Raw genomic sequence first — 25,262 nt, forward strand, 5'->3', positions numbered from 1 at the left:
GAGGAATACGATGGAATTGCTGAACAGGATTGACCCTGCGACTCAACAGACCGCGGCAGGCTTTCCCGATATAAAAACAATGCAGTCGGCGCTTTGTTTCACCGCGGCGGAAAAAGAGCGGCTGCGTTCGCTTGCGGGGAAAGTGGCTGAAATTGCCGCGTTGCCCGTGCAGCGGGAAAAGGCGGAACTATGGACGCGCCACAACGACCTTGAAACGTCGCAGCCGCTTGTTTTTATTGATCCGGAAAACGGGTGGAACGAATGCATTCCCGCATCCGGCCTTTCATGCGCCGATCCGCTGGCGCGCGTATGGGAAATGTACTTCCTGAAACAAATTTACTGGTTTGAAGTTATGCGCGACGATAAGGTGATCGATCATTTTTTTGACGTCCCCTATTCGTATGAAACGACAGGTTGGGGTGTAGATCTGAAAAAAGAAGGCGGCGAACAGGGCGGAGCCTATAAAGTGGTTCAGGTGGTAGGCAGCTACGAAACCGATTTTCCCAAGCTGCATTTTCCAGAGGTCATCATTGATGAAAAGGAATCGGAAAAGCTCCTAGCGCTGGCGGAAAGTACATTTGGCGACCTCCTGCATGTGCGCCGGAAGGCGACCTGGTGGTGGACGCTTGGCATGACATGGGATTATATTAATTTGCGCGGCCTTGAAGATTTCATGTGCGATTTTCTGCTTGAACCTGAATGGGTGCATCGGATGATGGAATTTTTATGCAGCGGGCTGCTTTCCAGGCTGGAAGGGTTGCAGGAAAAAAATTTGCTGCCGCTCAATACCGAAAATACTTACGTAGGATCGGGAGGGTTCGGTTTTACCAAAGAATTGCCTGCCGAACGGAAGCATGTTACGGCAAGGGATATGTGGGGCTTCGTGGAAAGCCAGGAAACCACGGCAATCTCGCCCGAATTGTATGGAGAATTTATTTTCCCCTACCATAAAAAAATTGCCGAGCGTTTCGGGCTCATGTGTTACGGGTGCTGCGAACCCTTCGACCCGCGCTGGGAGTATGTGAAACAGCTCCCGCGCCTGCGGAGGGTGTCTTGTTCCCCGTGGGCGGATTGGGAAAAGATTCCTGAGCTGCTGGGAAAACGGTACGTCGCGTCGGTAAAGCCGAATCCAAACGTACTCGCTTTTCCTGTGATGGAAGAAGAGGCGGCCCGGCGCGATGTCCGCCGCGCCCTACACGCAACCAAAGGCTGCATCCCCGAAATCATCATGAAGGACAATAACACGCTGGGAGGAAATCCCGGCAATGCGGCGCGATGGGTACAGATTGTGCGCGAAGAGATCGGGCGCCTGTAGACGAAAAAACAACCTGCGGCGGAGTGCAGGACCGCTCCGCCGTATTTTTTATGCCGGGGATATCGGCCGTTCCACTTGAAAAAACCACGCCGAACGTATAAAATAAACACCGTATCATATCATTCGTATTAAAGTATGGAGGAACAGAGAATGGGAAAACCACTGGCATATAAGATTTTGAACGATCACCTGGTTTCAGGGGAAATGATCCCTGGAAGTGAAATTTCCATCCGCATCGATTATACGCTCACGCAGGATTCCACGGGTACGATGGCCTACCTGCAATTCGAAGCGATGGGCATCGACCGCGTGAAGACGAAACGCTCGGTTGCGTATATCGACCACAATACCCTGCAAAGCGGCTTTGAAAACGCGGACGACCATAACTATATTATGAGCGTGGCAAAGAAGCATGGCATTTACGCTTCCCGCCCGGGGAACGGTATCTGCCACCAGGTCAATCTGGAGCGCTTTGGCGTGCCGGGAGCAACGCTTCTTGGCTCGGACAGCCATACGCCTACGGGCGGCGGCATCGGCATGATCGCGATCGGTGCGGGCGGCCTCGACGTCGCGGTCGCGATGGGCGGCGGCGCGTACTATTTGAATTGCCCGAAATTCGTCAATGTGGAGCTCAAAGGGCAGCTTCGTCCCGGCGTATCCGCAAAAGATGTGATTCTCGAAGTCCTGCGCGTGATGAGCGTGAAGGGCGGCGTGGGCAAGATCATCGAATATACCGGTGAAGGCGTCAAAACCCTTTCCGTTCCGGAACGTGCGACAATTACCAATATGGGGGCTGAACTCGGCGCGACCACCTCTATTTTCCCGAGCGACGAAGTGACAAAGGAATTCCTCGCGGCACAAGGGCGTGAAGCGGATTTTACGCCCCTGGCGGCAGATGCGGACGCGGAATACGACGAGCATATCGTGATCGATCTTTCAGCGCTTACGCCGATGGCGGCAATGCCGCACAGCCCGGATAACGTAAAGACCATCGAGGAGATCGGCAAGATCAAAGTAGACCAGGTGTGCATCGGCAGCTGCACCAACGCCTCCTACCGCGATCTGATGCGCGTAGCGGCGATCCTGAAAGGTAAAACGGTGAACCCGCATACCAGCCTCACGATTTCGCCCGGCTCCAAGCAGGTCATGAATATGCTTGCGAAGAACGGTGCGCTGGCCGATATGATAGACGCGGGCGCGCGTATCCTCGAATGCGCGTGCGGGCCGTGCATCGGTATGGGGCAGTCTCCGGCAACGGACGCCGTATCCGTGCGGACGTTCAACCGTAATTTCTTCGGACGCAGCGGAACGAAGAGCGCGAGCGTCTACCTCGTCAGCCCGGAAACGGCGGCGGTCACAGCGATCAACGGCTATCTGTCCGATGCGCTGGAGCTTCCGGATCTTTCCATTCTCGATGTGGAGATGCCGGAGAAATTTGATGTGAACGATAATATGATCATTCCGCCGGCGGAGTGCGCGGCCGATGTAGAGGTCATTCGCGGACCAAATATCAAGCCTTTCCCGAAGCACGAGCCCCTCGCGGACGAAATCGAAGCGGAAGTGATGCTGAAAATGGAGGACAATATCACCACAGACCATATCATGCCCTCCAACGCCAAGCTGCTTCCTTACCGTTCCAATATCCCGTATCTTGCGGACCATTGCCTTACGCCGGTCGATGAAACGTTCCCGGCGCGCGCGAAGGAGGCGGGAAAATCGATCCTCGTTGCAGGGCAGAACTACGGGCAGGGCTCCTCGCGTGAGCATGCCGCGCTTGCGCCGCTGTACCTCGGGGTCAAGGCGGTTATTGCCAAGAGCTTTGCGCGTATCCATATGGCAAACCTTATTAATAACGGGATTCTTCCGCTCACGTTTGCCGATGAAGCGGATTACGACCAGATCAGCCAGGGCGACGTACTGAAGCTTACATGCGTCCGTGAAAATGTGGAAGGAAAAGACCGGTTCCGTGTGAAGGACGAGACAAAGGGCATAGATTTTGAAGTCGTGCTCGACGCGTCACCGCGCCTGCGCGATATGTTGCTTGCAGGCGGGCTCCTCAACTACACGAAAAATGCCAGTCAGTCATAAAGGCGGCAGCAGGGGCGCGCGGGGCGCCCCGCCGTCCTTTCGTTTTTATTGACATTTACTAAAGATTAGAATATCATTATACTGTCTTAATTTTGCTTGATATAGGAATTGTAGTTCTATTCAGCAAAGACCGTCAGAAATAGATCCGTTTCATGGGCGGGAACGCGCAAGGTGAATTTCGCCGCAGGCGAAAGGTTGCGAAGTATACCGGACGCAGCGAGTGTAGAAGGCGCGCCGGGGCGATATGAAACAACCTCTGGCAGGGGATCGCCGGGAAGGTACATGAAATGCCCGGTTTGGCCGAGCCATAGGCGACAGGCAAATTGTGGCAGTCCAGTGGCTCTTTTTCCCGGAGGGAAATAAGAACTTCAGTGTAGCTTTCCCAAAGCACCGGAAGGCGCGTTATGAGGTAGGAGGAATTATGAGTATACACATCATGGGCACGGGCAGTTATTTGCCCGAAAAAGTGATGACCAATGAGGACTTTGAAAAGATCATAGATACGTCGGACGAATGGATCACCAAACGGACGGGGATCAAGCGCCGGCATTATGTAGAAAACGGCATGTGGAACAAGGACATGTGCGTCATTGCGGCAAATACCGCGATGGAGGAAGCGGGGATCACGAAAGACGATATCGGCGGCATCATCGTCGCATCCGTTACAAATGAAATGGGTGTTCCTTCCGTTGCCAGCCAAATCGAGCGGGAGCTTGGGATTCAGGAAGCCGTCTGCTTTGACGTCAATTCCGCGTGCACAGGCTTTATGTTTGCGCTCAAGGCGGCGTCGGGGCTTGTGAAACCGGGCGGCAAGCCGTTTCTTGTGTGCGGCAGCGAGACTCTTTCGCGTTTCATGAATATGGAAGACCGCGCGAGCTGTATCCTGTTTGGGGACGGCGCGGGAGCGGTTGTCATCGAGAGCGGCGACAATATGAAATATTTTGAAGTGTATTCCAAGCCGGATACGGAAGGGCTCATCACGATCAACGGTATGAACACGCTCAAAGACGGAGTGGTGCAGCCGTCCTATGCGGCGCTCAAAGGACGCGAGGTCTATGTATTCGCGACGCGCGAAGCCGAACGGGTGATCCGTCTGGCACTGGAAGAGACGGGCAGAACCTCGGAGGACGTCGATTGGTTCCTGATGCACCAGTCGAATTACCGCATCACGAAAACGATCGCGCAGCGGCTCGGCGTATCGATGGATAAATTTTATTCCAATATCGACGATACGTCCAATACGTCGGCGGCCAGCATTCCGGTCGCGCTCGACCAGATGAACAAAAAGGGCATGCTCAAAAAGGGCGATACGCTTGTGATCGCAGGCTTTGGCGGAGGGCTTTCCTCCGGATGCGCGGTCTATGAATGGTAACAGCGCGAAAGCGTAATAAATAAAAAATAAATTGTTTTCTTATGGAGGAAAATGAAATGATCTACGAAAAGATTGCCGAAATTATCAGCGACAAAATGGACATCGACGCAGACGAAATCACGATGGATTCCACGTTCGAGAGCCTTAAAATCGATTCGCTCGACATGGTCGAGATCGTGATGGATATTGAAGAAGAATTCGATGTTTCCGTTGAGGATGCGGAGAACCTGAAAAGCGTTGCAGACCTTGTGAAATACATTGAGGACAATAAATAAGAATGCGATAAACGGATAAAGGGCGGACGCAAAATTTAATTTTGCGTCTGTCTGCTATCTTTTGGAGGAATGTGACTTTGGGTAAATTAGCGGTGCTCTTTGCGGGGCAGGGAGCGCAGAAAACCGGAATGGGCAAGAGCCTGTACGATAATGTTCCGGCCGCGCGTGATATCTTCGACCGGGCCGAAACGGTATGTCCGGGAATTGCGGAGCTGTGCTTCGTGGGCGAACAGGCTGAGCTCAACCAGACGATCAATACGCAGCCTGCTGTGTTCACAGTAGATTTTGCCGCATGGGCGGCGCTTGCTTCCGCCGGGATCCGGCCGGATATGGGGGCGGGCTTCTCTTTGGGGGAATATGCTGCGGTTGCGGCGGCGGGCGTGCTTTCGTTCGAGGAAGCACTCGGCCTTGTGCTCCTGCGTGCGGAATGGATGCAGGAAGCGGCGGAAAACCATGGCGGCGCGATGGCGGCTGTTCTCGGTAAGACCGCAGGCGAGGTAGAGCAGCTTGCGGAACAGTTCCGGGAAGACGGCGTACTCCTGCCTGTAAATTATAACTGTCCCGGGCAGACAGTCGTGGCGGGCGATGCAGGCCGTATCGAAGCCATGATGGCATACTGCAAAGGGAACAAAATAAAATGTATGAAACTCCCAGTGAATGGGGCGTTCCATTCGCCGCACATGCAGCAGGCGGCACAGAATATCTATAAAAAGATTGAAGGGATGGACTTCGCCGCACCGCAGTTCACGCTGTATGCGAACCGGACGGGCAAACCATATAGCCCCGCCGGTATGAAAACAGTCATGGCGGAGCAGACCGCGAATCCGGTGCTGTTTGAGCAGTCTATCCGTGCGATGCTTGAAGCGGGCGCGGATACGTTCGTGGAGGTAGGCCCGGGCAAGACGCTTGCGGGCTTTGTATCACGCATCAGCAAGGAAGCGGCGACTTATAATATCAATGATTTTGAATCTTACGAAAAAACGGTGGATGCGCTGAAATGATCCTGCCGTTTACAAAACGAAAAAATAGAATACCTGGGGAATAAGCCTTTCTAATCTAAAAGGCGTCGTCAGGAACTGGTCTATTTCATGGACGGGAACGCGCAGGGTGAATTTCGCCATAAAAGAAAGATAGCGGAGCATACCGGGCACAGCGAGTGCGTAGGACGCGCGTCCTGGGGTGAAATGAAATAGAATATAGCAGAAAATTGCCGGGAAAACATATGAAACGTCCGGTTTTGCCGGGCCGAAGGCGGCAGGTAAATTATGATAATTCGGCGGTTCTTTTGCCCGGAAGAAAAATCGGAACTGCAGCATAGTTTTCCCGGAGCACCGGAAGGTGCGTTATGGAAAGAGAGGAATAAAAATATGGGCACAGCACTCATTACAGGCGCTTCGCGCGGCATCGGCAGGGAACTTGCCCTGCGTCTCGCGGAAGAAGGATATGATATCGTGGTCAACTACCTGTTCGAGGAGGAAGACTACGCGGGCACGGTAGCGGAGATCGAAAAAAAGGGCGTAAAAGCCGTTGCAATTAAGGCCGACGTGAGCAAATTCAGCGAAGTGGAAGCGATGATGAAAGAGACGGTGGCAACCTTCGGTACCATCGACGTACTCGTCAATAATGCGGGGATCACGCGTGACGGACTTCTTGCGCGCATGAAGGAAGAGGATTTTGACGCGGTCATAAATGTCAATCTTAAAAGCGTATTCAACTGTTGCCGCCATGCGGTGCCTTATATGATGAAGCAAAAGCACGGCAGGATCATCAGCATGGCCTCCGTGGTCGGGCTTTCCGGACAGGGGGGGCAGACGAACTATTCCGCCTCTAAGGCAGGGATCATCGGCTTTACGAAATCCCTCGCCAAGGAGATTGGCTCGCGGAATATCACCGTCAATGCAGTCGCTCCCGGCTTCGTAGAAACGCCCATGACAGACGCGATGCCCGAAAAGGCGCGCGCGGAGGTTCTGGGAAGTATTCCGCTCCGGCGCGGCGGCACGGTAAAGGATATTGCAGACGCGGTCGCGTTTCTCGCGAGCGACCAGGCGTCCTATATTACGGGGCATGTGCTGTCGGTGAACGGCGGCATGTATATGTGACATATCTGCACGGCGGATTTTGGATTTTTTGGTGCCGCGCTGATCTCGGCGTACCGGGATGTACGCTTTCGTCCGGCGCGTTCCCGGTGAAATACCAAACTTCAGCCACGCATTCTGCGTCACACGAGGGATGGTTTTTCACGCATCGTCCCGAATACGCTCAGATAGAGGCGGCACTTTTGCTTGATAAGCCGCGTTTGTGAAACAATAGACTTGAAAGGGAACCTTTTATGGCAAGACGGGTAGTTGTAACGGGCCTCGGCATCCTTTCCCCGAATGGGAATTCGGTCAAAGAGGCATGGGAAAATACGAAAAACGGCGTAAACGGCATCGGGCCGCTCACCAAAGCGGGAGCGGAAGGCCTGCCCGTTCATTTTGCGGGCGAGTTGAAAAACCTCGATGTGCTCGACCATTTGGAAAAGAAAGAGGCGCGCCGCCTCGATGAGTATGCGCAGTTTGGTGTGATCGCGGGTGATCAGGCTATGGCGGATGCGGGTTTTGAAATTGGAAAAGAAATTCCCTACGATCCCTACCGCTTCGGCGTTTTGGTTGGCAGCGGGATCGGCGGCCTCGACACAATGGAAAAGGAAGTGACCAAGCTCAACGAAAAGGGCTTTAAGCGTGTCAACCCGCTTCTCATCCCCATGATGATCGGCAATATGGCATCCGGGCAGCTTGCCATTAAGCATAAACTGCATGGATATAATACGACGATCACAACAGCCTGCGCGTCGGGAACCCATTCTATCGGCGATGCATACAGGCTGATCCGGGATGGTTACATGGATGCGATGCTTGCGGGCGGAAGCGAATCGCCCATCAAGATGCTGGCGATCTCGGGTTTCCTCGGCCTGCATGCGGTCACGACGACAGACCGGCTCGACCGCGCCTCTATTCCGTTCGATGCGGAACGCAGCGGCTTTGTTATTGCGGAAGGAGCGGGCGTGATCGTATTGGAAGAATATGAAGCGGCGAAGAAACGCGGCGCCCGTATTTACGCCGAAATCGGCGGGTACGGCGCAACGAGCGATGCGTACCATATGACGGCCCCGGAGCCATCCGGCGCAGCGCTTGCAAAGGCAATGCAGTTTGCTCTCGACGAGGCCCATCTGAAACCGTCGGAGGTTTCCTATATTAATGCGCATGGGACATCCACAGAACTTAACGATAAGACTGAAACAATGTCAATTAAGAGCGTGTTCGGAGAGGAAGCGTATAAGGTGGCGATTTCCTCGACAAAATCCATGACAGGCCATGCGCTTGGGGCAGTTGGCGGCATGGAAGCAGTATATACGGTCAAAGCGGTCGAAGAGGGTTTTATCCCTCCAACCATCAACTATAAGGTGCCCGATCCGGAGTGCGATCTTGACTGTACGCCAAACACGGGGAAGAAGGCAAATATTCAGGTTGCGCTTTCCAATTCGCTTGGTTTTGGTGGGCACAACGCAGTGCTTTTGTTCAAAAAAGCGGAATAAAAGTTAGATAGGAGATAAAAACAGTGGATTTAAAATCAATACTGGAATTGCTGAAGGCCGTGGATGAAACGAGCCTCAATAAATTTGAGCTTGAAGACGGCGATTTTGCTGTAAAAATGGAACGCGGGACGGGCGAGTCCAAAACAGTATACGTAACGGCGCCCCCACAGATTTCCGCGCAAATCGGTTCTGCCCCGGTGGCAGCGCCTGCAGAGGCTCCGGCAGCTCCCGCCGCGCCTGTAGAGGAAGCGGCGCCTGCGGCAAGCAAGGGTAAGGAGATCACTTCGCCCCTTGTGGGGGTCTTCCACAACCTTTCCGAGGGGAAGGCCGTAAAGATCGGCGATAAGCTCAAAAAGGGCGATATCGTGTGTATGGTGGAAGCGATGAAGCTGATGAACGAGATTACCATGCCCGAGGACGGCGAGATTACATGGGTCGCCTGTGAAGACGGCGACAGCGTAGAATACGGGCAGTTGCTGTATAATTACGTGTAATAGTTGATATAGTACAGTGGCTTTTTGTACGAAAAGGAGCTTATATGGTTTTAAATCAGGAAGCAATCAAACAAATTATTCCGCACCGCGATCCGTTCTTGTTTTTGGACGAGGTGCTCGAATGCGAAGTGGCAAAACGCACCAAAGCGGTGTGGCATATCCGGGAAGATCTGTTTTGCTTTAAGGGGCATTTTCCCGGCAACCCGATCCTTCCTGGCGTACTCATCACGGAAGCGCTCGCACAAGCAGGTGCGGTGGCGATTTTGCAGGATGAAAAATACAAAGGACGTCTCGCGGTGTTCGGCGGGATCGACGGCGTACGGTTCCGCGGTATGGTGAAACCGGGCGATGACCTTGTTCTGGAAACGGAAATCCTTCGTTTGTCCTCGATGGGCGGTAAGGGTAAGGTAAGGGCGACGGTGGATGGGAAGACGGTGTGTGAGGGTGAAATACTGTTCGTGCTCGTAAAGCAGGATTAAGCGGACCCGGATACCACAAGCGGCAGGGTTCCGTGTGGCCTTTGCTGTATGCAGGCAGCGGCCGCTTTGCCGGATTGTCTGGAAGCGGCCCTGGATCGGTTCCTGCAAGCACCGTATATAAAGGAGAAACATTCGATGATAAACAAGGTTTTAATTGCTAATCGCGGCGAGATCGCCGTGCGTATCATACGCGCATGCCGCGAGATGGGGATAGAAACCGTTGCGGTATATTCGACAGCGGACGCAAACGCGCTCCATACGCAGCTTGCGGATGAAGCGTTGTGTATCGGTCCGCCCGCGCCCAAAGACAGCTATCTGAGCGCATACAACATCTTATCCGCTGCAAGCATATCCGGCGCGGACGCCATCCATCCCGGTTATGGTTTCCTGTCAGAAAATTCAAAATTCGTGCGCATGTGCAACAAGAGCAACGTTGTCTTTATCGGCCCGGATGCGGAAGCGATGGAAAAAATGGGAGATAAGCTGATGGCGCGGCGAATCATGACCGAGGCAAAAGTCCCGATCATTCCCGGCTCGCTCGAAGCGCTCAAGAGTGCGAAGGATGCGAAAAAAATTGCAAAAAAGGTCGGTTATCCCGTGATGATAAAAGCTGCAAGCGGCGGCGGCGGGCGCGGTATCCGTAAGGTAGACCGCGAAGAAGAAATTGAGGAAGCGTTTAGCGCAGCCTATAAGGAAGCGCTTGGCGCGTTCGGCGATGGCACGCTGTATATGGAAAAGTGCATTATGGATGCGCGCCACATTGAGGTGCAGATCCTGTGCGACAATTACGGCGGGGCGGTCTATCTATATGAACGCGAATGTTCCCTGCAAAGAAGAAACCAGAAGGTTATGGAGGAAGCGCCCAGCGTAGCATTCGGTGCGGAGAAACGGGCTGAAATCGGGCAGGCAGCAGTGCGTGCGGCAAAAGCATCCGGTTATAAAAACGCGGGCACAATCGAATTTTTATATGACGAAACTTCCGGAAATTATTATTTTATGGAGCTCAACGCGCGTGTGCAGGTCGAGCATCCGGTTACTGAGATGATTACGGGCATCGATATTGTGCGCGAACAGATTTTGATTGCAAACGGGGGCAAGCTCTCCTGCACACAGGAGGATATCCCGTTGATGGGCCACGCGATCGAGTGCCGCATCAACGCGGAAGACCCGATGAAAAATTTCATGCCGTCCATCGGCACTATTGAAGCGCTGCACCTTCCGGGAGGCCCAGGTGTGCGTTTTGATACGGCAATGTATACGGGGTACAAAATCCCGCCGACTTATGATAGTATGATAGGAAAGCTCATCGTCCACGCGCCGACGCGCGCGCGGGCCATGGCGAAAATGCGCGCCGCCCTGACGGAGCTCGTTGTAGACGGGGTGGAAACCAATGCGGATTTCCAGCTCGACCTCCTGAACAATGAGGACGTGATGGAAGGAAGGCTCGATACGGGCCTTGTCGGGCGCATCATGGAGGAAAAATAACAGATGGGTCTATTTTCTAAAAAGCGCAAGGACATCACCCTGCGCGTATACCGTACCAACCAGCAGGCCCAGATGCCTGCAGAGGAACCGGAAAAGATACCGGAACCGCTGGTTGCACATGATGAAGAACAAGTCGAGGGCATGTGGGAAAAATGCCCGGAATGCGGCAGTGTGATTTATACGGACGACCTCATTGCCAACCTTAACGTGTGTACAAGCTGCAACTACCATTTCCGCCTGTCTGCCCGACAGCGGATTATGTATACGGTGGATGAGGGAACGTTTGAAGAAAGCAATGAAAACCTGATTGGGACAAATCCGCTGGATTTTCCGGGGTATGACAGCAAGATCCGCAAGATCCGCGGTTATACCAATGAAAAGGAAGCGGTCATCACCGGGAAATGCCGGATTGGCGGCGAACCGGCGGTCATTGCTGTCATGGACGGCTTTTTCATGATGGGCTCCATGGGCGCTGCAGTCGGCGAAAAGATCACCCTTGCCATTGAACAGGCTGTCAATGAAAAACTGCCGTTCATCGCATTCACGGTATCCGGCGGCGCGCGTATGCAGGAAGGACTCATATCCCTCATGCAAATGAGCAAGACGAGCGCGGCGCTCGCCAAGCTCGATGAAGCGGGGCTGCCCTATTTTGCCGTCATTACCGATCCGACTACAGGAGGCGTGACCGCAAGCTTTGCGATGCTTGGCGACGTGACGCTCGCTGAACCGAACGCGACCATTGGTTTCGCAGGACGGCGCGTGATTGAGCAGACGGTAAAGCAAACGCTTCCCCCCACGTTCCAGACAGCGGAATTCCAGCTCGAAAAGGGTTTTGTGGATATGATTGTCCCGCGCGGGGAACTGAAAGATACGCTTACAAAGCTTTTAAAACTGCATAAAGGAGGCGGCGCGAAATGAGTGAAAAACGTTCGGCATGGGACATCGTACAGATAGCGCGCGATCCCAAAAGGATCACCTCCCAATACATCATCAACAATATTTTTACGGATTTTCTGGAAATGCACGGAGATAAGCTGTTTGCGGATGACGCGGCGGTCATCGGAGGAGTCGGGTTCCTGGAAGGAATCCCGGTCACGGTCATCGGGCAGGAAAAGGGCGTAGACCTGCGCGATAAGGTCAACCGTAATTTTGGCTGCTCAAACCCGGAAGGATACCGCAAATCCCTGCGGCTGATGCGGCAGGCGGAAAAATTCCACCGCCCAGTCGTCTGTATTGTAGACACGCAGGGAGCGTTCTGCGGAATCGGTGCAGAAGAGCGGGGTGTGGCGGAATCCATTGCCCGCAACCTGATGGAGCTTTCGCGGCTCAAAACGCCGGTATTAAGCCTGTTTATCGGCGAAGGAGGAAGCGGCGGGGCGATCGCCCTGGCCGTGGCAGATAAGCGCGTGATGCTTGAAAACGCGCTCTATTCCATTCTTTCACCCGAGGGCTTTTCCAGTATTCTGTGGAAAGATTCGTCCCGTGCGGCGGAGGCGGCTGAGCTGATGCGCATGACAGCCTCGGAGATCAGGGAAATGGGCCTCATAGACGATGTGCTCCCAGAACCGGAAGGCGGCGCACAGGCGGGCGATGGCGGCGCGTTTGCAGGAGAAATCAAAAAATACCTTGTACAGAGCGTGAAAGAGCTGCTGGCAGAACCGCTTGAAAACCTGCTCGAAAAACGTTATGCAAAACTTCGATCCTTCGGACAGAATGCGGTTGTCGAAAAATAGGCGGACTTAAAAACAGGAAGCGCACGCTTCCTGTTTTTTCATGCCTGCAAAAAATTGCAGACATTAGAATGCTCCTCACTGCGCGGGGAAGTTCAAAAAAGATGAAATATCCCTCCTGAAAAATGCATCAAATTTAATAGGATAGAAGTTAGCCGATTTTTGGTTCTATCTAAAAAAAGCTCAAATAAATAGACAAATTTGTTAGAGGATACTTCCGGATACAGATTAAAAAAAGGCGGGGAAAATTAGGGGAAGGCCCCAAAGCCGGACCCACGCAGGCATGTGAAAAGCAATGGATTTAAGGGATCAACCGCTGTTTCTTATTTTCTCAAACCATTTGCGTTAGCCAAGATCCGAATGTAAAATTATGCTGCTCCTGCTGCATCTTCCGGTAGACGAAACAGCAATTATATGCAATAATAAGTACTGAAATTCAAGCAGCCTTGTGCAGTAAAAGGAGAGGCGTTTTATGACAATGTTAAAATTCCACAAAATTTTATCGGCTGTGCTTGCAGCCTGTTTATTCTCGTGTTGCATTATAAGTGGTTCTACGACCGCATTTGCCGAAGAAAATGTTGCCATCGCAGATGGCCTTGCGGATACATATAAAATCTCAGGCGCCGAAGAAAATGAAAATTTTAAGGAGAATGGTACTGCATCTGACTCCTTTGGAACAATAAATGGAACAGAATCTGGTACTGAAGAAGATACGGGCAAATTTGAAGAAAAAGACAGCGAAAAGAATGAGCCGGCAGAAAATTTCGAAAAAGGAACCGCGGAAATCGGGCATGGGAATAGTTTTACGGTGGGAACTTCTGACGAAAGTTTAAATGAAGCTGTGAACAAGGCTAACGCCTCCAATATTTCAGGTATGGCTTCTGATGAGGATTCTGAAAATGCGGCAAGGCAGGCGTCGGGATTAAGCCTCTCTGTTACATATCCGGATCAAATTCAATGTGGAACGCCGGTTACATTTACCATGACGGCAACAGGCGGATCCGGCAATTATAAATATCGAATTCACAGCTTAGTTGTATATGAAGGTTCAGAGCGGGTACCGGTCTATGACATCAGTTATGGATCTAATAGTATCTATAGTGAAAAAAATACGTTTGAGTTCACTTTTTGGGCGTCAGGTACATACTATATTCGTTTTAGCGCTATAGATATGGAGACATACCAAAGTGTGAATACAGGCATTTTTGAGTATGTATTGAATATACAGGATGCCAACTATCCGTCAGTGGAACAAATTGTCGATGATACTGCAGCAAAATGCCTGAAAGAATGTACCACAGATTTTGAGAAAGCGGTATGGCTGCATGATTGGATTTTAGAGAATGCTGATTATGACTATTCGTATAGTTATTCTTCAGCAGAAGGAGTTCTTGCAAGAGGGAAGGGAACCTGTGAAGCATATCATAGGGCCTATGTAATGCTCCTGGATAAGGTTGGCATTGCAACAGGACGGATTACCGGAAATGGCCATGTCTGGACGGCTGTAAAGATGGATGGGGACTGGTACCAGGTTGACAGTACATGGGATGATATGGGTGCGGCGTATCAAGGAACTTATTATGAGCACATGTATTTTGGATTAACAGACAGCATTATGGGACTCGTGCATTCGGATCATAAATCTTCCGTGCCCGGTTATGAATCAACAGCTTTGGAAAACAATTATTTTATAAAAACAGGGGAAATAGCCCGATGGTCAGAGCCGTTCGCCGAGTTGGCAAAAGAAAATATTGAAAGCGGCAAAATGAATTTTTCTCTTCCTGTAACAGATACTATGCCGGATAGCTATAAAAATGTTATTTATAATCTTGTAGCCTATCAACTGTCAAAACAGAGTTGGAACGGGATGGATATATCGGCTTCCTATGAAGATTCCACGATTACAATAAAAGCAGAGGCAGGGCTGACTTCTTTTGTAGAGCGCCTGTATCAAAAAACATTGGGCCGAACAGCGGACGCGGCTGGATTGAACTATTGGGTGGACGGCCTCAAGGCGAAGAAATTAACGGGCGTAGCAGCGGCGGGCAACTTCATCTTCAGTAAAGAGTTCACAAACAAGAACCTGAGCGACAGCGCGTATCTTGATGTGATGTACGAGGCGATGCTCGGACGGAATGCGGATGCAGGAGGTAAGGCGTACTGGCAGAACTATTTAAACGATGGGTGCAGCCGGAAGTATATCTTCGCAAATTTTGCAGCATCGAAGGAATTCAAGGAAATCTGTGCGGAGTATGGGATTGCAGCGGGAAGTTATACGAGCAATGAAGCGCGTGACAAAAATCCGCAGATAACGGCGTTTGTGAACCGAATGTATATGAAATGCATGGGACGGAAGGGCGATGCAGACGGCCTTAATTACTGGGCGCAGGGACTTTTGAATAAGCGCCTGACGGGGGCGTCGCTTGCAAGCAGCTTCATAGGAAGCAAAGAGTTTACAAATAAGAACCTGAGTGGCAGCGCGTATCTTGATGTGATGTACGAGGCGATGTTCGGACGGAAAGCAGATGCAGGCGGCAAGGCATACTGGCAGAACCAAATGAGCAAAGGAATAAGCAGACAGAAGGTACTGGCGTCGTTTATAAATTCGCTGGAGTACAGTAAGATCTGCACAACGTATGGGATCGTAAGAGGAAGTATATAAAAAAGAAAAAAATCACGCCAAAAGAACGGGGCTGCCCTTATTGCCGGAGCGGCCCCTTTTTCGCATAGGTAGATAAAAAATTTATAAGGCGTGCGAATATTTTGAGAATGCAGAATCTGGTGCCGGCCCGCTGGCCAGCTAACTCCTTCTGCCATCCCTGTTTTTGAATTTGGGAAGGGCTATTGCCGGCACCCGTTACAGGAGCGGCCCATGTGGCCTGGCTGGCCGAAGAAGATTTTCCATTTGGAAGGGAGCCGGGCAAAATTGATCCATAATACGCCGGCTGGAAACCTTTTTTGCAGGGCGCAGGATCTTCATCAGCATTCTTTATCCGTTGGCGGACAGTTTAAGCTTTTCTATTCTAAGAGCGTGCCTTTTTGTGCGGGAGGATGCGCCTTAGGAGAAAACCCGAGTTGAGCGGGGGAAATCCGTATGTTATGATAAAATAGAAACCAAAATATCTGCCAAATACGCGGTGCTGTTGGAGGATAACGATGAAACGGAAAACTTACGTGTGTATTGCTCTCGTGATTTTGCTTATAGCGGTGTTGGCGTTGCCCGCCTTCGCACAGACTTCCGCCGGGGAGAGCGGCGGGAAAGAGGCTCCCTCGGTTCCCGCGATTGGAATGAATATGATCTTTACCGATACAGGCGGCAAGCCGCTTGCGGAAACGGAAGTGTTTCTGCAGGAGGATGTCGATACGGAATATGTATATAATGGAGTCACGGATAAAGACGGGAGGTTTTCCCTGCCCTCTGTTCCAATTTCGGATTTTCAACTGATTACCAAAGATAAAGAAGATAACCTGACCGGAGCGGTAAAAGTGCATCTTTATCCTGCGGACCAAACGGAAATCATTGGCAGGCCGGAAAATGTGGTCGAACCGATTAACCTGGCCCGTTCAAAAAATGCGGCGCTGCTGACCGGGAAAACCGCGTCTGCGGCAACCAATGGGCCACTTGTGCCTGAAAGCCTGGAGGCGTATACCTATGAAGTGAATGTTAACCAGAAAGCGATGGCAGTCGATTTTGTATTTCAAGTCCCGGCAGACGGAAAAATCCTGATGACAGGCGCGGCAGACGGCGTATTGCCCGAACCCACGCCAGAGCCGACGGGAGAGCCGGCCCCCACAATGGAACCCACACCCACGCTGGAGCCGACAATAGAGCCAACAAAGGAACCTGCGCCGACAGAGGAGCCTGCGCCGCAGCCAACTGAACAGCCGACGGCTGCCCCAACCCCGACGGCGCCCATGCCGACCGCGACTGCAATGCCGACGGCTGCGCCTACAACAGCACCCACGCCAGTTCCCACTGCCGCGCCAACCACTCCGCCCGAGCGCGTGAACCTGAAGCTCTACCTGATGGATGCAAAAGGAAATGCCCTTCCCGGCTATTTCGCAAGTATCGGCGATCATCATCAGGGGATGGCGAATGCAACGGGAACGGTCTATTTCTCCAATATTGATCCGGATGCGGTGGAAACCATGCAGGTGTACGACCATGATACGGATGTGCGCGGACGCTGCAAGGTAATGTTTGTGGAGGGAGAGACAACTGCAGTCAGCCAAAAAGATCATGTATATGTTGTTACCTATCAGCAGGGGACGCAAGATATTTATATGTCCACAGACGTCAATACGGATGGAAATGAAAATACGGAGCTTATCCTTCTAAAAGCATCAGCCAGGCCGATGGCACATGGCGGAACAGCCAATGACGATAAAAAGGATCAGCCTGCGGAACTTGCCGGGGAGCCGGGCATGAGCGGATATCTCGTCGATGCCAAAGGCCTTCCGGCTATAGGCGCAACGGTAGAAAGCCTCAATACGGAAAACCATGGCATGCTCAGCGGCGTAACGGATGACAGCGGTTACTTTGAAATCAGCGCGCTTTCAAATGGAAACCATAAGATTACCGCAACGGCGGAAGATGGAACGTATATCGGCCAGGTGAAGTTTACCGTGCAGGAAGCGGATGCCACGGGTATCGTGTCCCGTAACGGCAAATTGATCCTCAGCATCGCAAAGGGCGCAAAGGAAGTTTATCTGAACCTCGTAGCTGATGGAGCCGGCACTCTCACAATTTCGGACGTATCCGATACTGCCGCCATAAAGCCGGCGCAGGAGACCGCATCGCCGTCGCCCACAACCAGCCCCGCCCCCCTGCCGGCGGATGCGCAGGGCGGGGGAATCGCCCCTCTTGTTGTCATCGTCGTGATAATTGCTGCCGCTGCGGCTGCATTGCTGGCGGTATTCATGGTAAAACGCAGCAAAGGCCGCCGAGGGGCTAGCGATGACCGTAATCGGTTGTAAACGCAAACGAAAATAGAAGAGAACACAAAAGGGCTGCCCTGATAAGAAAAGGCAGCCCCATGGATTCAAAACAGATGGAATCAACTGTTTTTCATAACGATGATCTCGAGTATGTTCGCGACTTCCTCGCATGCGTCGCAGCAGCCTTCCAGATAATTATAGGTCTTAGACCACACCATAATTTCAATGGGGTCGCTTGACTGCACATGCAAATTACGCATCGCGCGGGTATAGAGCAAATCTCCCTCGCCTTCAAGATCGTTGACTTCAATAATACAGTCCCCAAGAAGCTCCGATTTTTTGAAATTGCGGAATTCCTGTATCGCTTTTTTCAGGGAACAACAGCACGCAACGATAATATCCATAAATTCCAGCGCTTCAGGGCGGATTGTGCGGATGTTGAATGTATAAATTTTAACCAGTACATCTTCGAGCGCGTCCGTAACGTCGTCGATTTTTTGCGTAAGCTCGGTCACATCCTCGCGCTCGATAGGCGGCAGGAACTCACGGATCAGCACTTTCATCATCTGGTGCTTGTCGCCGTCCGCGGCATGCTCTATTTCATGCATTGCCGTCATTGCCTCTTCGAGCCGGTCCGGGTCGAAGTTCCTAAGCGTTTCATTCAAAAGGGATGCTGCGGCGCAGGAAGAATCCACCGCTTTTACGAATGCTTCAAAATAATCAAAAGAATGCTTTTTCGCCATGATAAATCCTCCGGAGTTTGCTTGATATTATTTCAAATAGATCAGAATACAGCCATGAACAAAAGCGCCATAAAAAAGCCGATGATGCCGCAGCCGGGGAAGGTTAGGATCCATGCCATAAACATCTCTTTTACTACGCCCCAATTGACGGAAGAGACGCGCCGCGCTGCGCCCACACCCATAATCGCCGTCGTTTTGGTATGCGTCGTGCTGACTGGAAGCCCGGTAAGGGACGAAGCAAGAAGGCACACGGTCGCGGACATATCCGCGTCAAATCCCTGGTATCCTTTGAGGTGCACCATATCCATGCCTACCGCTTTGATAATACGGTATCCGCCGATCGAAGTTCCAAGCGCCATCACCGCCGAACACAGGATCATCAACCAGATCGGGATTTCAAAAGTCGTGACATTCGCCTGCCCCCTGGCAAGGAAAATACCGAGCAGGAATACGCCCATGAACTTCTGGCCATCCTGCGCGCCGTGCATAAAAGACATTGCTGCAGCTCCGCCGATCTGTCCATAGTGGAAGAAGCGGTCGGTCCGGCGCCGGTCTTTATATTTGCAAAGATGGGTGGTGAGCTTGGCGGATAGCCATCCCAGCCCAAATCCAAGCCCGGTAGAAAGCGCAAGGCCGTATAAGACTTTGACCCATTCCGCGCCATTGATGCCTCCAAGTCCTCCGTGCATGGCAATCGCCGCACCCGAAAGTCCGGCGATGAGCGCGTGGCTTTCACTGGTAGGGATGCCGAACCGCCACGCAACGGTGGCCCATGTTACAATGGCGACCATCGCCGCGCACAGGGCAACCAGCGCCTCGTGCGAATCCCCGCCGAAATCCACCATACTGTAGATCGTATAGGCGACGGTAGCGTTCACCATGGTCATCACCAGCACGCCGAGAAAATTAAAAACAGCCGCCATCAAAATGGCCGGCTTTGGTTTTAACGCGCGAGTGGAAACACACGTTGCAATTGCATTCGGTGCGTCCGTCCATCCATTTACAAGAATTACGCCCAACGTCAGTAATACGGTAATCAAAAGGGCGGGATTGGAACCAAGCTGGGAAATAAACTCTGAAAGCGAAATTGTCATATCGGTTTCCTCTGCTACGGGCAAAATGATTGCTATTACAATAATTACTATACCCGCAAATCATAAAAAAATTCTAAATTGCGTAAAATTATTTTTACATTAAATTTGCTTCGACAAATCTGGGGGAATGCACCGCGGCATTTCCCATGGATAACGCCCTATGTGAAAGGACAATTCCTGTGAATTCCGTAAAACGGCAGGATGTTTCCGTTGCCGTGCTCTACCGGAAAAATAGTGCAGATAAAAGGCTCCGGCGCCACAGCAAGGGGCCGAAGCCTTTTATCCTCTCTACAAACCTTATATGTTCCGTAGACATCCCGGGAAGTTTTGGTGGCTATGCGATCCGCATTTGTTCCATTTTGTCCTGGAGTTTTTCCGCGCGGCTCTTAAACGCAATGGAGAGCCCAAGGAATACGCCGAGGAAGGCCGCAAGGATGCCGATGCACTGCCAGATCAGCGTAAGATCGCTTCCCGAAATCGCTTCCCGCAGTGCGGTGACACAATACGTGAACGGCATGAACGGGTTCAGGATGCGGAAGAAATTCGGTACCAGTTCGAGAGGAAAAGTGCCCGCATCCGATGTCAGTTGCAGGATCAGCAGCACAATGGCGACCAATCGCCCCGCATCGCCAAGCAGGGAAATCAGCGTCTGCACAATGGCAATGGAGACAAGCGACATCACTACGATCGTAAAGAAATACATCCCAATATTGTTCGGCACAAGCCCAAGCGTCAGCACCACTGCACCCACCAGTACAGCCTGTAATATCCCGATAAACGCATACGAGAGGAACTTGCCGGCCACAGCCTGCGCGCTGCCCGCCGCAAAGCGTGGATCAGCCTTAGGCGAAATGATGAAGAACATCAGGATCGCGCCTACCCACAGGGAGAGCGGGATAAAATACGGTGCAAATCCGGTGCCGTAATCGGGTACAGGATTGATTGGCTGGCTTAATATTGTCACAGGTTTGCTGATGTAATCGCCCATGGCTTCGCTGGAATTTACCAAATTGCCGTCAATATAGGAAACGCCGTCCGCCAGTTTGCCGGAAAGCTCCTGCGCTCCGTCCGTCAGCTGCGAAACGCCATCCGTCAGCACGGGGATCTGGCCGTCCATCATCTGCATTCCATCTGCAAGCACTGCAGATCCGCTATAGAGCTGTCCAATGCCCGCAGCCGCTTTGCCAACACCCGCTTCCAACGCCTTACTGCCATCTTTTAGCTGTGAAACGCCGTCCATGAGGGCGGGCGTTTTCCCGGAAAGCTGCTGTGCCCCGGTTTTAAGGGCAGAAGCGCCGTTTGATAGTTCGCCGATGCCATCCGTCAGAGCAGGAATACTGCCGGAAAATTCATTGATTCCCGCGTTGAGGGCGCTGGAACCGTCTTCCAGCTTGGAGACCGCATCGGCCGCTGCGTCCGTACCTGCCGTAAGCTGCGATACACCCGCCGCAAAGGCAGGGGAGCCGTCCGGCATCGTAGGATTAGCCGGATCGAGCGTATAAGACAGGCCGTCGAGTCCTGCGGTTATGTCCGCAAGACCGCCTTTTGCGGATTCAAGCCCACCGTTCAGTGTGCCGAGGCTTGTGTGGTAAGAAGACTGCAGTTGGTCAAGCGCCGCGGAGATATCGTCTGCGGACGCACCGCCCGCAGCCAGGGACTTGATCCCATCGATTGCAGCATCGAAATCCGCGGCAGAAGAGGTCGCCGCAATCAGCGTATCGAGGCCGTCTGAAACTTGTCCGGTTCCTGCGGATAGTTTATCCACCGTGGATTTCAGGGTTGCTGTTCCGCTTTGTACAGCTTCCGCTCCGCTGGCCAGCGTGGGCATTTGACGGTTCAGGGCCTCAAGGCCGTCTGCTAATTCCTGCGAACCGGCCGACAGCCGGTCTGCTCCGCTTGCCAGTTCGCCGCTTTTTTGTGCAAGGGTATCGATCCCTCCGGAAACCTGTTCAGCGCCGTCCGCGAGCCGGGCTGCACCGTCCGCAAGGGCAGGCATCTGACTTTGAAGGCTTACAAGGCCGTCTGCAAGCTGTGTACTTCCGCTTTTTAAGGCAGGGACATTTCCTTCTAAAAAGCCAAGACCGTTTTTCAAAGCGGCGGAACCATTTGTAAGCTGTGTGACGCCTGCCGAAAGGTCCGGCAGTTTGCCACTCAGCGCAAGAATCCCGCCGTAAAGCCGCGAAGCGCCGTCTGATGCCTGGGAAAGCCCGTCCTTTGCCTCATAAAGCCCGTCGAACGCGCCCTGTGCATATTCCTTTGTCACCGTAGCGGAAACTTTTTCCTTCAGCTGCGTCTCCACATTGCCGCTGATTTGCGAGGCAAGGAAATTTTTCGCCTGGTTCGAGGTATAAATGATTTCCGCCGTGGTGGGCGTGCCGGTCTTCGCATTAACGATTTTTTGTGAAAAATCCGCGGGAATCGTAAACAGGGAATAATATTTGGTGTTTTCAAGCCCGTCCGCAAGATCCCCCTGCGAAATGAACGACCATCCTACCTCATTATTATTCCGCAGCTCGTCCACTACCTGCCCCCCGTAATTGACATCCCTGCCATCCATCTTTGCTCCTTCATCCAGGTTCAATACCGCAACGGGAAGGTCTTTGAGCCGTCCATACGGATTCCAGAACGCAGCAAGGTAACATAAGCTGTACAGCATCGGCACGATCAGGATTGCCACAACGGATACACGGATGAACCGGTTCCTGAAAATTCCCGATATATCGTTTCCGGCAATTTTTGCAAATTTCAATGCAAGCACACTCCTCTTTATAATTTTTAAACTGACTAGTCAGTACAATAATATTGCGGTATGTACTATTTGTCAACATATTTTTAAAGATAAAACATTGAAAACATTAAAAGTGAAAGAAGAGTGCTTTTAAGAGGAATCTGTAAATAAAAAATGCGCATGACCGCGCATTTTCTGTAAACACCGGAAGCCATCCGGGCCAATCGGCTTTATAAACGGCTTATTTTAAGAGACTCGCCCTACAAAATACCGTGCAGGTAATTTTGGATCAGCAAACCGGAAATATCTTTTTTTTGCGTCCCGGTCATTGCGCTGTAAACGGCGGCGGAAACCATTGTCCCGAGGAACCCGAATACCGCGGCGGACGTTTCCTTCTCAGTGTGTTTTTCAACGCCCAGCTCGCCGATACATTCGCGGATTAATTGTGCGTATTCATTTAGCTTGCCGCGCAACAGGCGCTGGCGTTCCTCTTGGCCGAACAGCTGGCTTAAGATTACTTTAACAAAATTCTCGTTTTTACGGACGACGCGCAGCTGCGATTTGCACAATTCAGTAATTTTGTCCATGGGTGCAAGCGGCTTACCGATTACCTTTTTGGCGTCGTCGATCATATGTCCAAGCCCCGTCTGCATGACAAATAAAAACAGGTCTTCCTTGCTTTTAAAATGATAATACAGCGTGCCCTTGGCAACGTTTGCACGTTCGGCAATCTCATCCATAGCCGCCCCCGTATAGCCTGATTGTGAAAATACGTCCACCGACGCTTTGTAAATCGCTTCTTTTGTTTTATTCATGGAATCCCCCCAAATAGACTTGACCAGTCAGTACAATTTCTTTATACCCCATTTGCCTGCAAATGGCAAGAAAAAAAGAATAGGATTGAAAAAAAAGAAAAAGAGGTATACAATGATTTGTATTGGAATAGATAGAAAGGCACAATATATGGAGCTGAAGATCGCCCCGCTGTTCAGCGGATCGAAAGGGAACTGCATCTACGTCGGTACGGATAAATCCAAGGTCCTTGTGGACGCGGGATACTCCTGTACGAAGATTGTAGCGGAACTCCAGAAGGTCGATATCCACATGGGGGATATTGATGGGATTCTTATTACGCATGAACACAGCGACCATATTGCGGGAGTGGGCGTCATTTCCCGTAAATTCGATATTCCAGTCTATGCGAACGAACAAACGTGGTGCGAGATAGAAAAGCGTCTTGGGGACGTACAGTCAAAAAATATCCGCGTAATTGATGAACAGGATTTTTACGTGGGAGAGTTGTGCGTACAGCCATACGAAATATCGCACGATGCGGTACGTCCTTTCGGCTATAGCCTTACGGCGGGCGGAAAAAAAGTCAGCGTCATGACAGACCTTGGGCGTGTCACGGAGAAGATGCTTGCGCGAGTCGCGGGCTCCTCCATCGTGTTGCTGGAATCCAACCACGATGTCGAAATGCTCAAATGCGGCCCATACCCCTATTATCTCAAACGCCGCATCCTTTCTACGCACGGGCATCTGTCGAATGACGATGCAGCCCAGACTGCGATGCGTTTGGCGGCGGCGGGCGTGCGCGGCATCCTGCTTGGCCATCTTTCCGAAAAAAATAATTTTTACGAGCTTGCTTATGAAACGGTGTGCAGCTTCCTGCGGCAAAATGGGGTTGTAATCGGCAAACATGTCGCGGTTGCTATGGCAAAGCGTGAAGGTGTTACCGGTATTTACGCCGCTGTATAAAAAAGGCGCTGCCCGGAAATGGGGAAAATTCGATTAAAATCAAAATTGTATGCGTGGGAAAATTAAAGGAAGATTTTTACGAAAAGGCGCAGGCGGAGTATACTAAAATGCTCGGCCGTTTTTGCACGCTGCATATTGAAGAACTTCCGGACGAACCGCTTACAAACGTAAAAGGGGAAAAAGCTGAACAGGCGGTTAAAGCGGCGGAAGGAGAACGAATCCTTAGGAAATGCGAAGGTTACGTGATCGCCTGCGACGTACGCGGGAAGGAAATGTCCTCCGAATCCTTCGCGGAAAAGGTCGGCAGTTTAATGTCCGGGGGAAACAGCACGCTTACATTTGTCATCGGCGGCTCTCTTGGGCTTTCCGCAGATGTTTTGGGCCGGGCGGACCTGCGGCTCTCCCTTTCCCGGATGACCCTTCCACACAGGCTTTTTCGCATCGTTCTCCTGGAACAGGTTTTCCGTGCATTTAAAATTCTCCGCGGGGAGACTTATCATAAATAAATTATTTTTTGGTGCATGACCTCGGGACGGCGGGGGGATAAGGCAGCCTTGCTTTCGGAAGATGAAACGCTCGTCCATGCGGTCACGGCGGAATACAAAACATGGCTTTGTGGAGCAGAACCCGGATGACTGGTGGCGTGTGGTATGCGCTGCATCCGCAGAGCTATTGAAGCTTATAGATCCAAAAGACGTTGCGGCAGTGTCCTTCAGCGGGCAAATGACGGGCTGCCTGTGTGCGGACAGGCACGGAAAGCCGCTGTGCCCGTCAATTATTTGGGCGGGTACGCATTCTGTCTGCGAGGCCGATCTGCCGGGCAATAAATATAGGAAAGCCGCATTCTACCGCGTTTCCGTGCGCTGTACCATCGTGTATCATACAGTTGTAAAACTGATGTGGATGAAGAAAAATGAGCTGGAAGTTTATCGCAATACCCATAAAACGCTGTGCGCTAAAGACTATATTGTCTTAAAGCTCACCGGGCAGTTCGTCACCGGTTATTCAGACGCGCCGGGTCGCTCGTATATAATATTTGTGAGCGCAGGCAGGCGGAAGGTATCATGCAGGCAGCGTTACGTCCCCCGCATCCGTTTAGGAGGAATATTTATCCGGCAGGGCAGCGCGCAATATTGCGCGCTGCCCTGTTTCTTGTTATAATAAAAGTTCGTAAGAGAATTGGAAAAGG

Annotated in this window: 21 protein-coding genes; 17 read left to right on the forward strand and 4 right to left on the reverse strand. The window is 51.8% G+C overall.

The window, feature by feature from the left end; translation table 11 throughout:
- The first annotated feature begins 10 nt into the window (after nt 1-10).
- From H8S18_RS05290 to H8S18_RS05355, 14 genes are all read left to right on the forward strand, one after another.
- Entirely contained in the window at nt 11-1,315 is a 1,305-nt protein-coding gene (locus H8S18_RS05290) for a uroporphyrinogen decarboxylase/cobalamine-independent methonine synthase family protein (protein WP_186857258.1), read from the forward strand.
- 150 nt (nt 1,316-1,465) lie between these two features.
- The gene (locus H8S18_RS05295; RefSeq protein WP_186857259.1) at nt 1,466-3,403 is read left to right on the forward strand and encodes an aconitate hydratase; all 1,938 of its coding nucleotides are present in this window, start codon (nt 1,466-1,468) and stop codon (nt 3,401-3,403) included.
- 421 nt (nt 3,404-3,824) lie between these two features.
- The gene (locus H8S18_RS05300) at nt 3,825-4,775 is read left to right on the forward strand and encodes a 3-oxoacyl-ACP synthase III family protein (RefSeq protein WP_186857260.1); all 951 of its coding nucleotides are present in this window, start codon (nt 3,825-3,827) and stop codon (nt 4,773-4,775) included.
- A gap of 56 nt (nt 4,776-4,831) precedes the next feature.
- The gene (locus H8S18_RS05305; RefSeq protein ID WP_066523299.1) at nt 4,832-5,050 is read left to right on the forward strand and encodes an acyl carrier protein; all 219 of its coding nucleotides are present in this window, start codon (nt 4,832-4,834) and stop codon (nt 5,048-5,050) included.
- A gap of 77 nt (nt 5,051-5,127) precedes the next feature.
- Nucleotides 5,128-6,051, forward strand: a complete 924-nt coding sequence (locus tag H8S18_RS05310) for an ACP S-malonyltransferase (RefSeq protein ID WP_186857261.1) — start codon at nt 5,128-5,130, stop codon at nt 6,049-6,051.
- Nucleotides 6,052-6,417: 366 nt separating this feature from the next.
- A complete protein-coding gene (fabG, locus tag H8S18_RS05315; RefSeq protein ID WP_186857262.1) occupies nt 6,418-7,149 on the forward strand; it encodes a 3-oxoacyl-[acyl-carrier-protein] reductase in 732 nt (243 codons plus the stop codon).
- Between the two features lie 230 nt (nt 7,150-7,379).
- Nucleotides 7,380-8,624 carry a beta-ketoacyl-ACP synthase II gene (fabF, locus tag H8S18_RS05320; RefSeq protein ID WP_186857263.1) on the forward strand — a complete coding sequence of 415 codons (1,245 nt, stop codon included), beginning with the start codon at nt 7,380-7,382 and terminating at the stop codon, nt 8,622-8,624.
- Nucleotides 8,625-8,647: 23 nt separating this feature from the next.
- On the forward strand, nt 8,648-9,118 hold the full coding sequence (gene accB, locus H8S18_RS05325; RefSeq protein WP_186857264.1) for an acetyl-CoA carboxylase biotin carboxyl carrier protein: 471 nt from the start codon (nt 8,648-8,650) through the stop codon (nt 9,116-9,118).
- Between the two features lie 44 nt (nt 9,119-9,162).
- A complete protein-coding gene (gene fabZ / locus H8S18_RS05330) occupies nt 9,163-9,597 on the forward strand; it encodes a 3-hydroxyacyl-ACP dehydratase FabZ (protein WP_186857265.1) in 435 nt (144 codons plus the stop codon).
- A gap of 135 nt (nt 9,598-9,732) precedes the next feature.
- Nucleotides 9,733-11,082: an acetyl-CoA carboxylase biotin carboxylase subunit gene (accC, locus tag H8S18_RS05335; protein ID WP_186857266.1), complete on the forward strand. Its 1,350-nt coding sequence runs from the start codon at nt 9,733-9,735 to the stop codon at nt 11,080-11,082.
- Between the two features lie 3 nt (nt 11,083-11,085).
- The gene (gene accD / locus H8S18_RS05340; protein ID WP_186857267.1) at nt 11,086-12,000 is read left to right on the forward strand and encodes an acetyl-CoA carboxylase, carboxyltransferase subunit beta; all 915 of its coding nucleotides are present in this window, start codon (nt 11,086-11,088) and stop codon (nt 11,998-12,000) included.
- Nucleotides 11,997-12,815 (forward strand): acetyl-CoA carboxylase carboxyl transferase subunit alpha, encoded by an 819-nt coding sequence (gene accA, locus H8S18_RS05345; protein ID WP_186857268.1) that lies wholly within the window; start codon nt 11,997-11,999, stop codon nt 12,813-12,815. Before accD ends, accA begins: the two co-directional genes overlap by 4 nt.
- Before the next feature lie 469 nt (nt 12,816-13,284).
- Nucleotides 13,285-15,474 (forward strand): DUF4214 domain-containing protein, encoded by a 2,190-nt coding sequence (locus tag H8S18_RS05350; RefSeq protein WP_186857269.1) that lies wholly within the window; start codon nt 13,285-13,287, stop codon nt 15,472-15,474.
- A 494-nt stretch (nt 15,475-15,968) separates the two neighbouring features.
- Nucleotides 15,969-17,789 (forward strand): carboxypeptidase regulatory-like domain-containing protein, encoded by a 1,821-nt coding sequence (locus H8S18_RS05355; protein ID WP_186857270.1) that lies wholly within the window; start codon nt 15,969-15,971, stop codon nt 17,787-17,789.
- Between the two features lie 80 nt (nt 17,790-17,869).
- Here the strand turns inward: H8S18_RS05355 and H8S18_RS05360 are convergent, their stop codons facing one another.
- The 4 genes from H8S18_RS05360 to H8S18_RS05375 form a co-directional block, all read right to left on the reverse strand.
- Nucleotides 17,870-18,493 carry a DUF47 domain-containing protein gene (locus tag H8S18_RS05360; protein ID WP_186857271.1) on the reverse strand — a complete coding sequence of 208 codons (624 nt, stop codon included), beginning with the start codon at nt 18,491-18,493 and terminating at the stop codon, nt 17,870-17,872.
- Between the two features lie 41 nt (nt 18,494-18,534).
- Entirely contained in the window at nt 18,535-19,587 is a 1,053-nt protein-coding gene (locus H8S18_RS05365; RefSeq protein WP_186857272.1) for an inorganic phosphate transporter, read from the reverse strand.
- Nucleotides 19,588-19,921: 334 nt separating this feature from the next.
- The gene (locus tag H8S18_RS05370) at nt 19,922-22,336 is read right to left on the reverse strand and encodes a YhgE/Pip domain-containing protein (protein ID WP_186857273.1); all 2,415 of its coding nucleotides are present in this window, start codon (nt 22,334-22,336) and stop codon (nt 19,922-19,924) included.
- Nucleotides 22,337-22,575: 239 nt separating this feature from the next.
- Nucleotides 22,576-23,130: a TetR/AcrR family transcriptional regulator gene (locus H8S18_RS05375; RefSeq protein WP_186857274.1), complete on the reverse strand. Its 555-nt coding sequence runs from the start codon at nt 23,128-23,130 to the stop codon at nt 22,576-22,578.
- A 112-nt stretch (nt 23,131-23,242) separates the two neighbouring features.
- Here H8S18_RS05375 and H8S18_RS05380 point away from each other — a divergent pair, with 112 nt between their 5' ends.
- The 3 genes from H8S18_RS05380 to H8S18_RS05390 all read left to right on the forward strand — a co-directional run bounded on the left by H8S18_RS05380 (nt 23,243) and on the right by H8S18_RS05390 (nt 25,234).
- Nucleotides 23,243-24,073 (forward strand): MBL fold metallo-hydrolase, encoded by an 831-nt coding sequence (locus tag H8S18_RS05380; RefSeq protein WP_186857275.1) that lies wholly within the window; start codon nt 23,243-23,245, stop codon nt 24,071-24,073.
- 32 nt (nt 24,074-24,105) lie between these two features.
- Entirely contained in the window at nt 24,106-24,579 is a 474-nt protein-coding gene (gene rlmH, locus H8S18_RS05385; RefSeq protein WP_186857404.1) for a 23S rRNA (pseudouridine(1915)-N(3))-methyltransferase RlmH, read from the forward strand.
- A gap of 76 nt (nt 24,580-24,655) precedes the next feature.
- Complete coding sequence (locus H8S18_RS05390) at nt 24,656-25,234, forward strand: FGGY family carbohydrate kinase (protein WP_186857276.1); 579 nt, start codon at nt 24,656-24,658, stop codon at nt 25,232-25,234.
- Nucleotides 25,235-25,262 lie beyond the last annotated feature (28 nt).

Origin of the sequence: Christensenella tenuis (assembly GCF_014287795.1) — a bacterium.
GTDB lineage: Bacteria > Bacillota > Clostridia > Christensenellales > Christensenellaceae > Christensenella > Christensenella tenuis.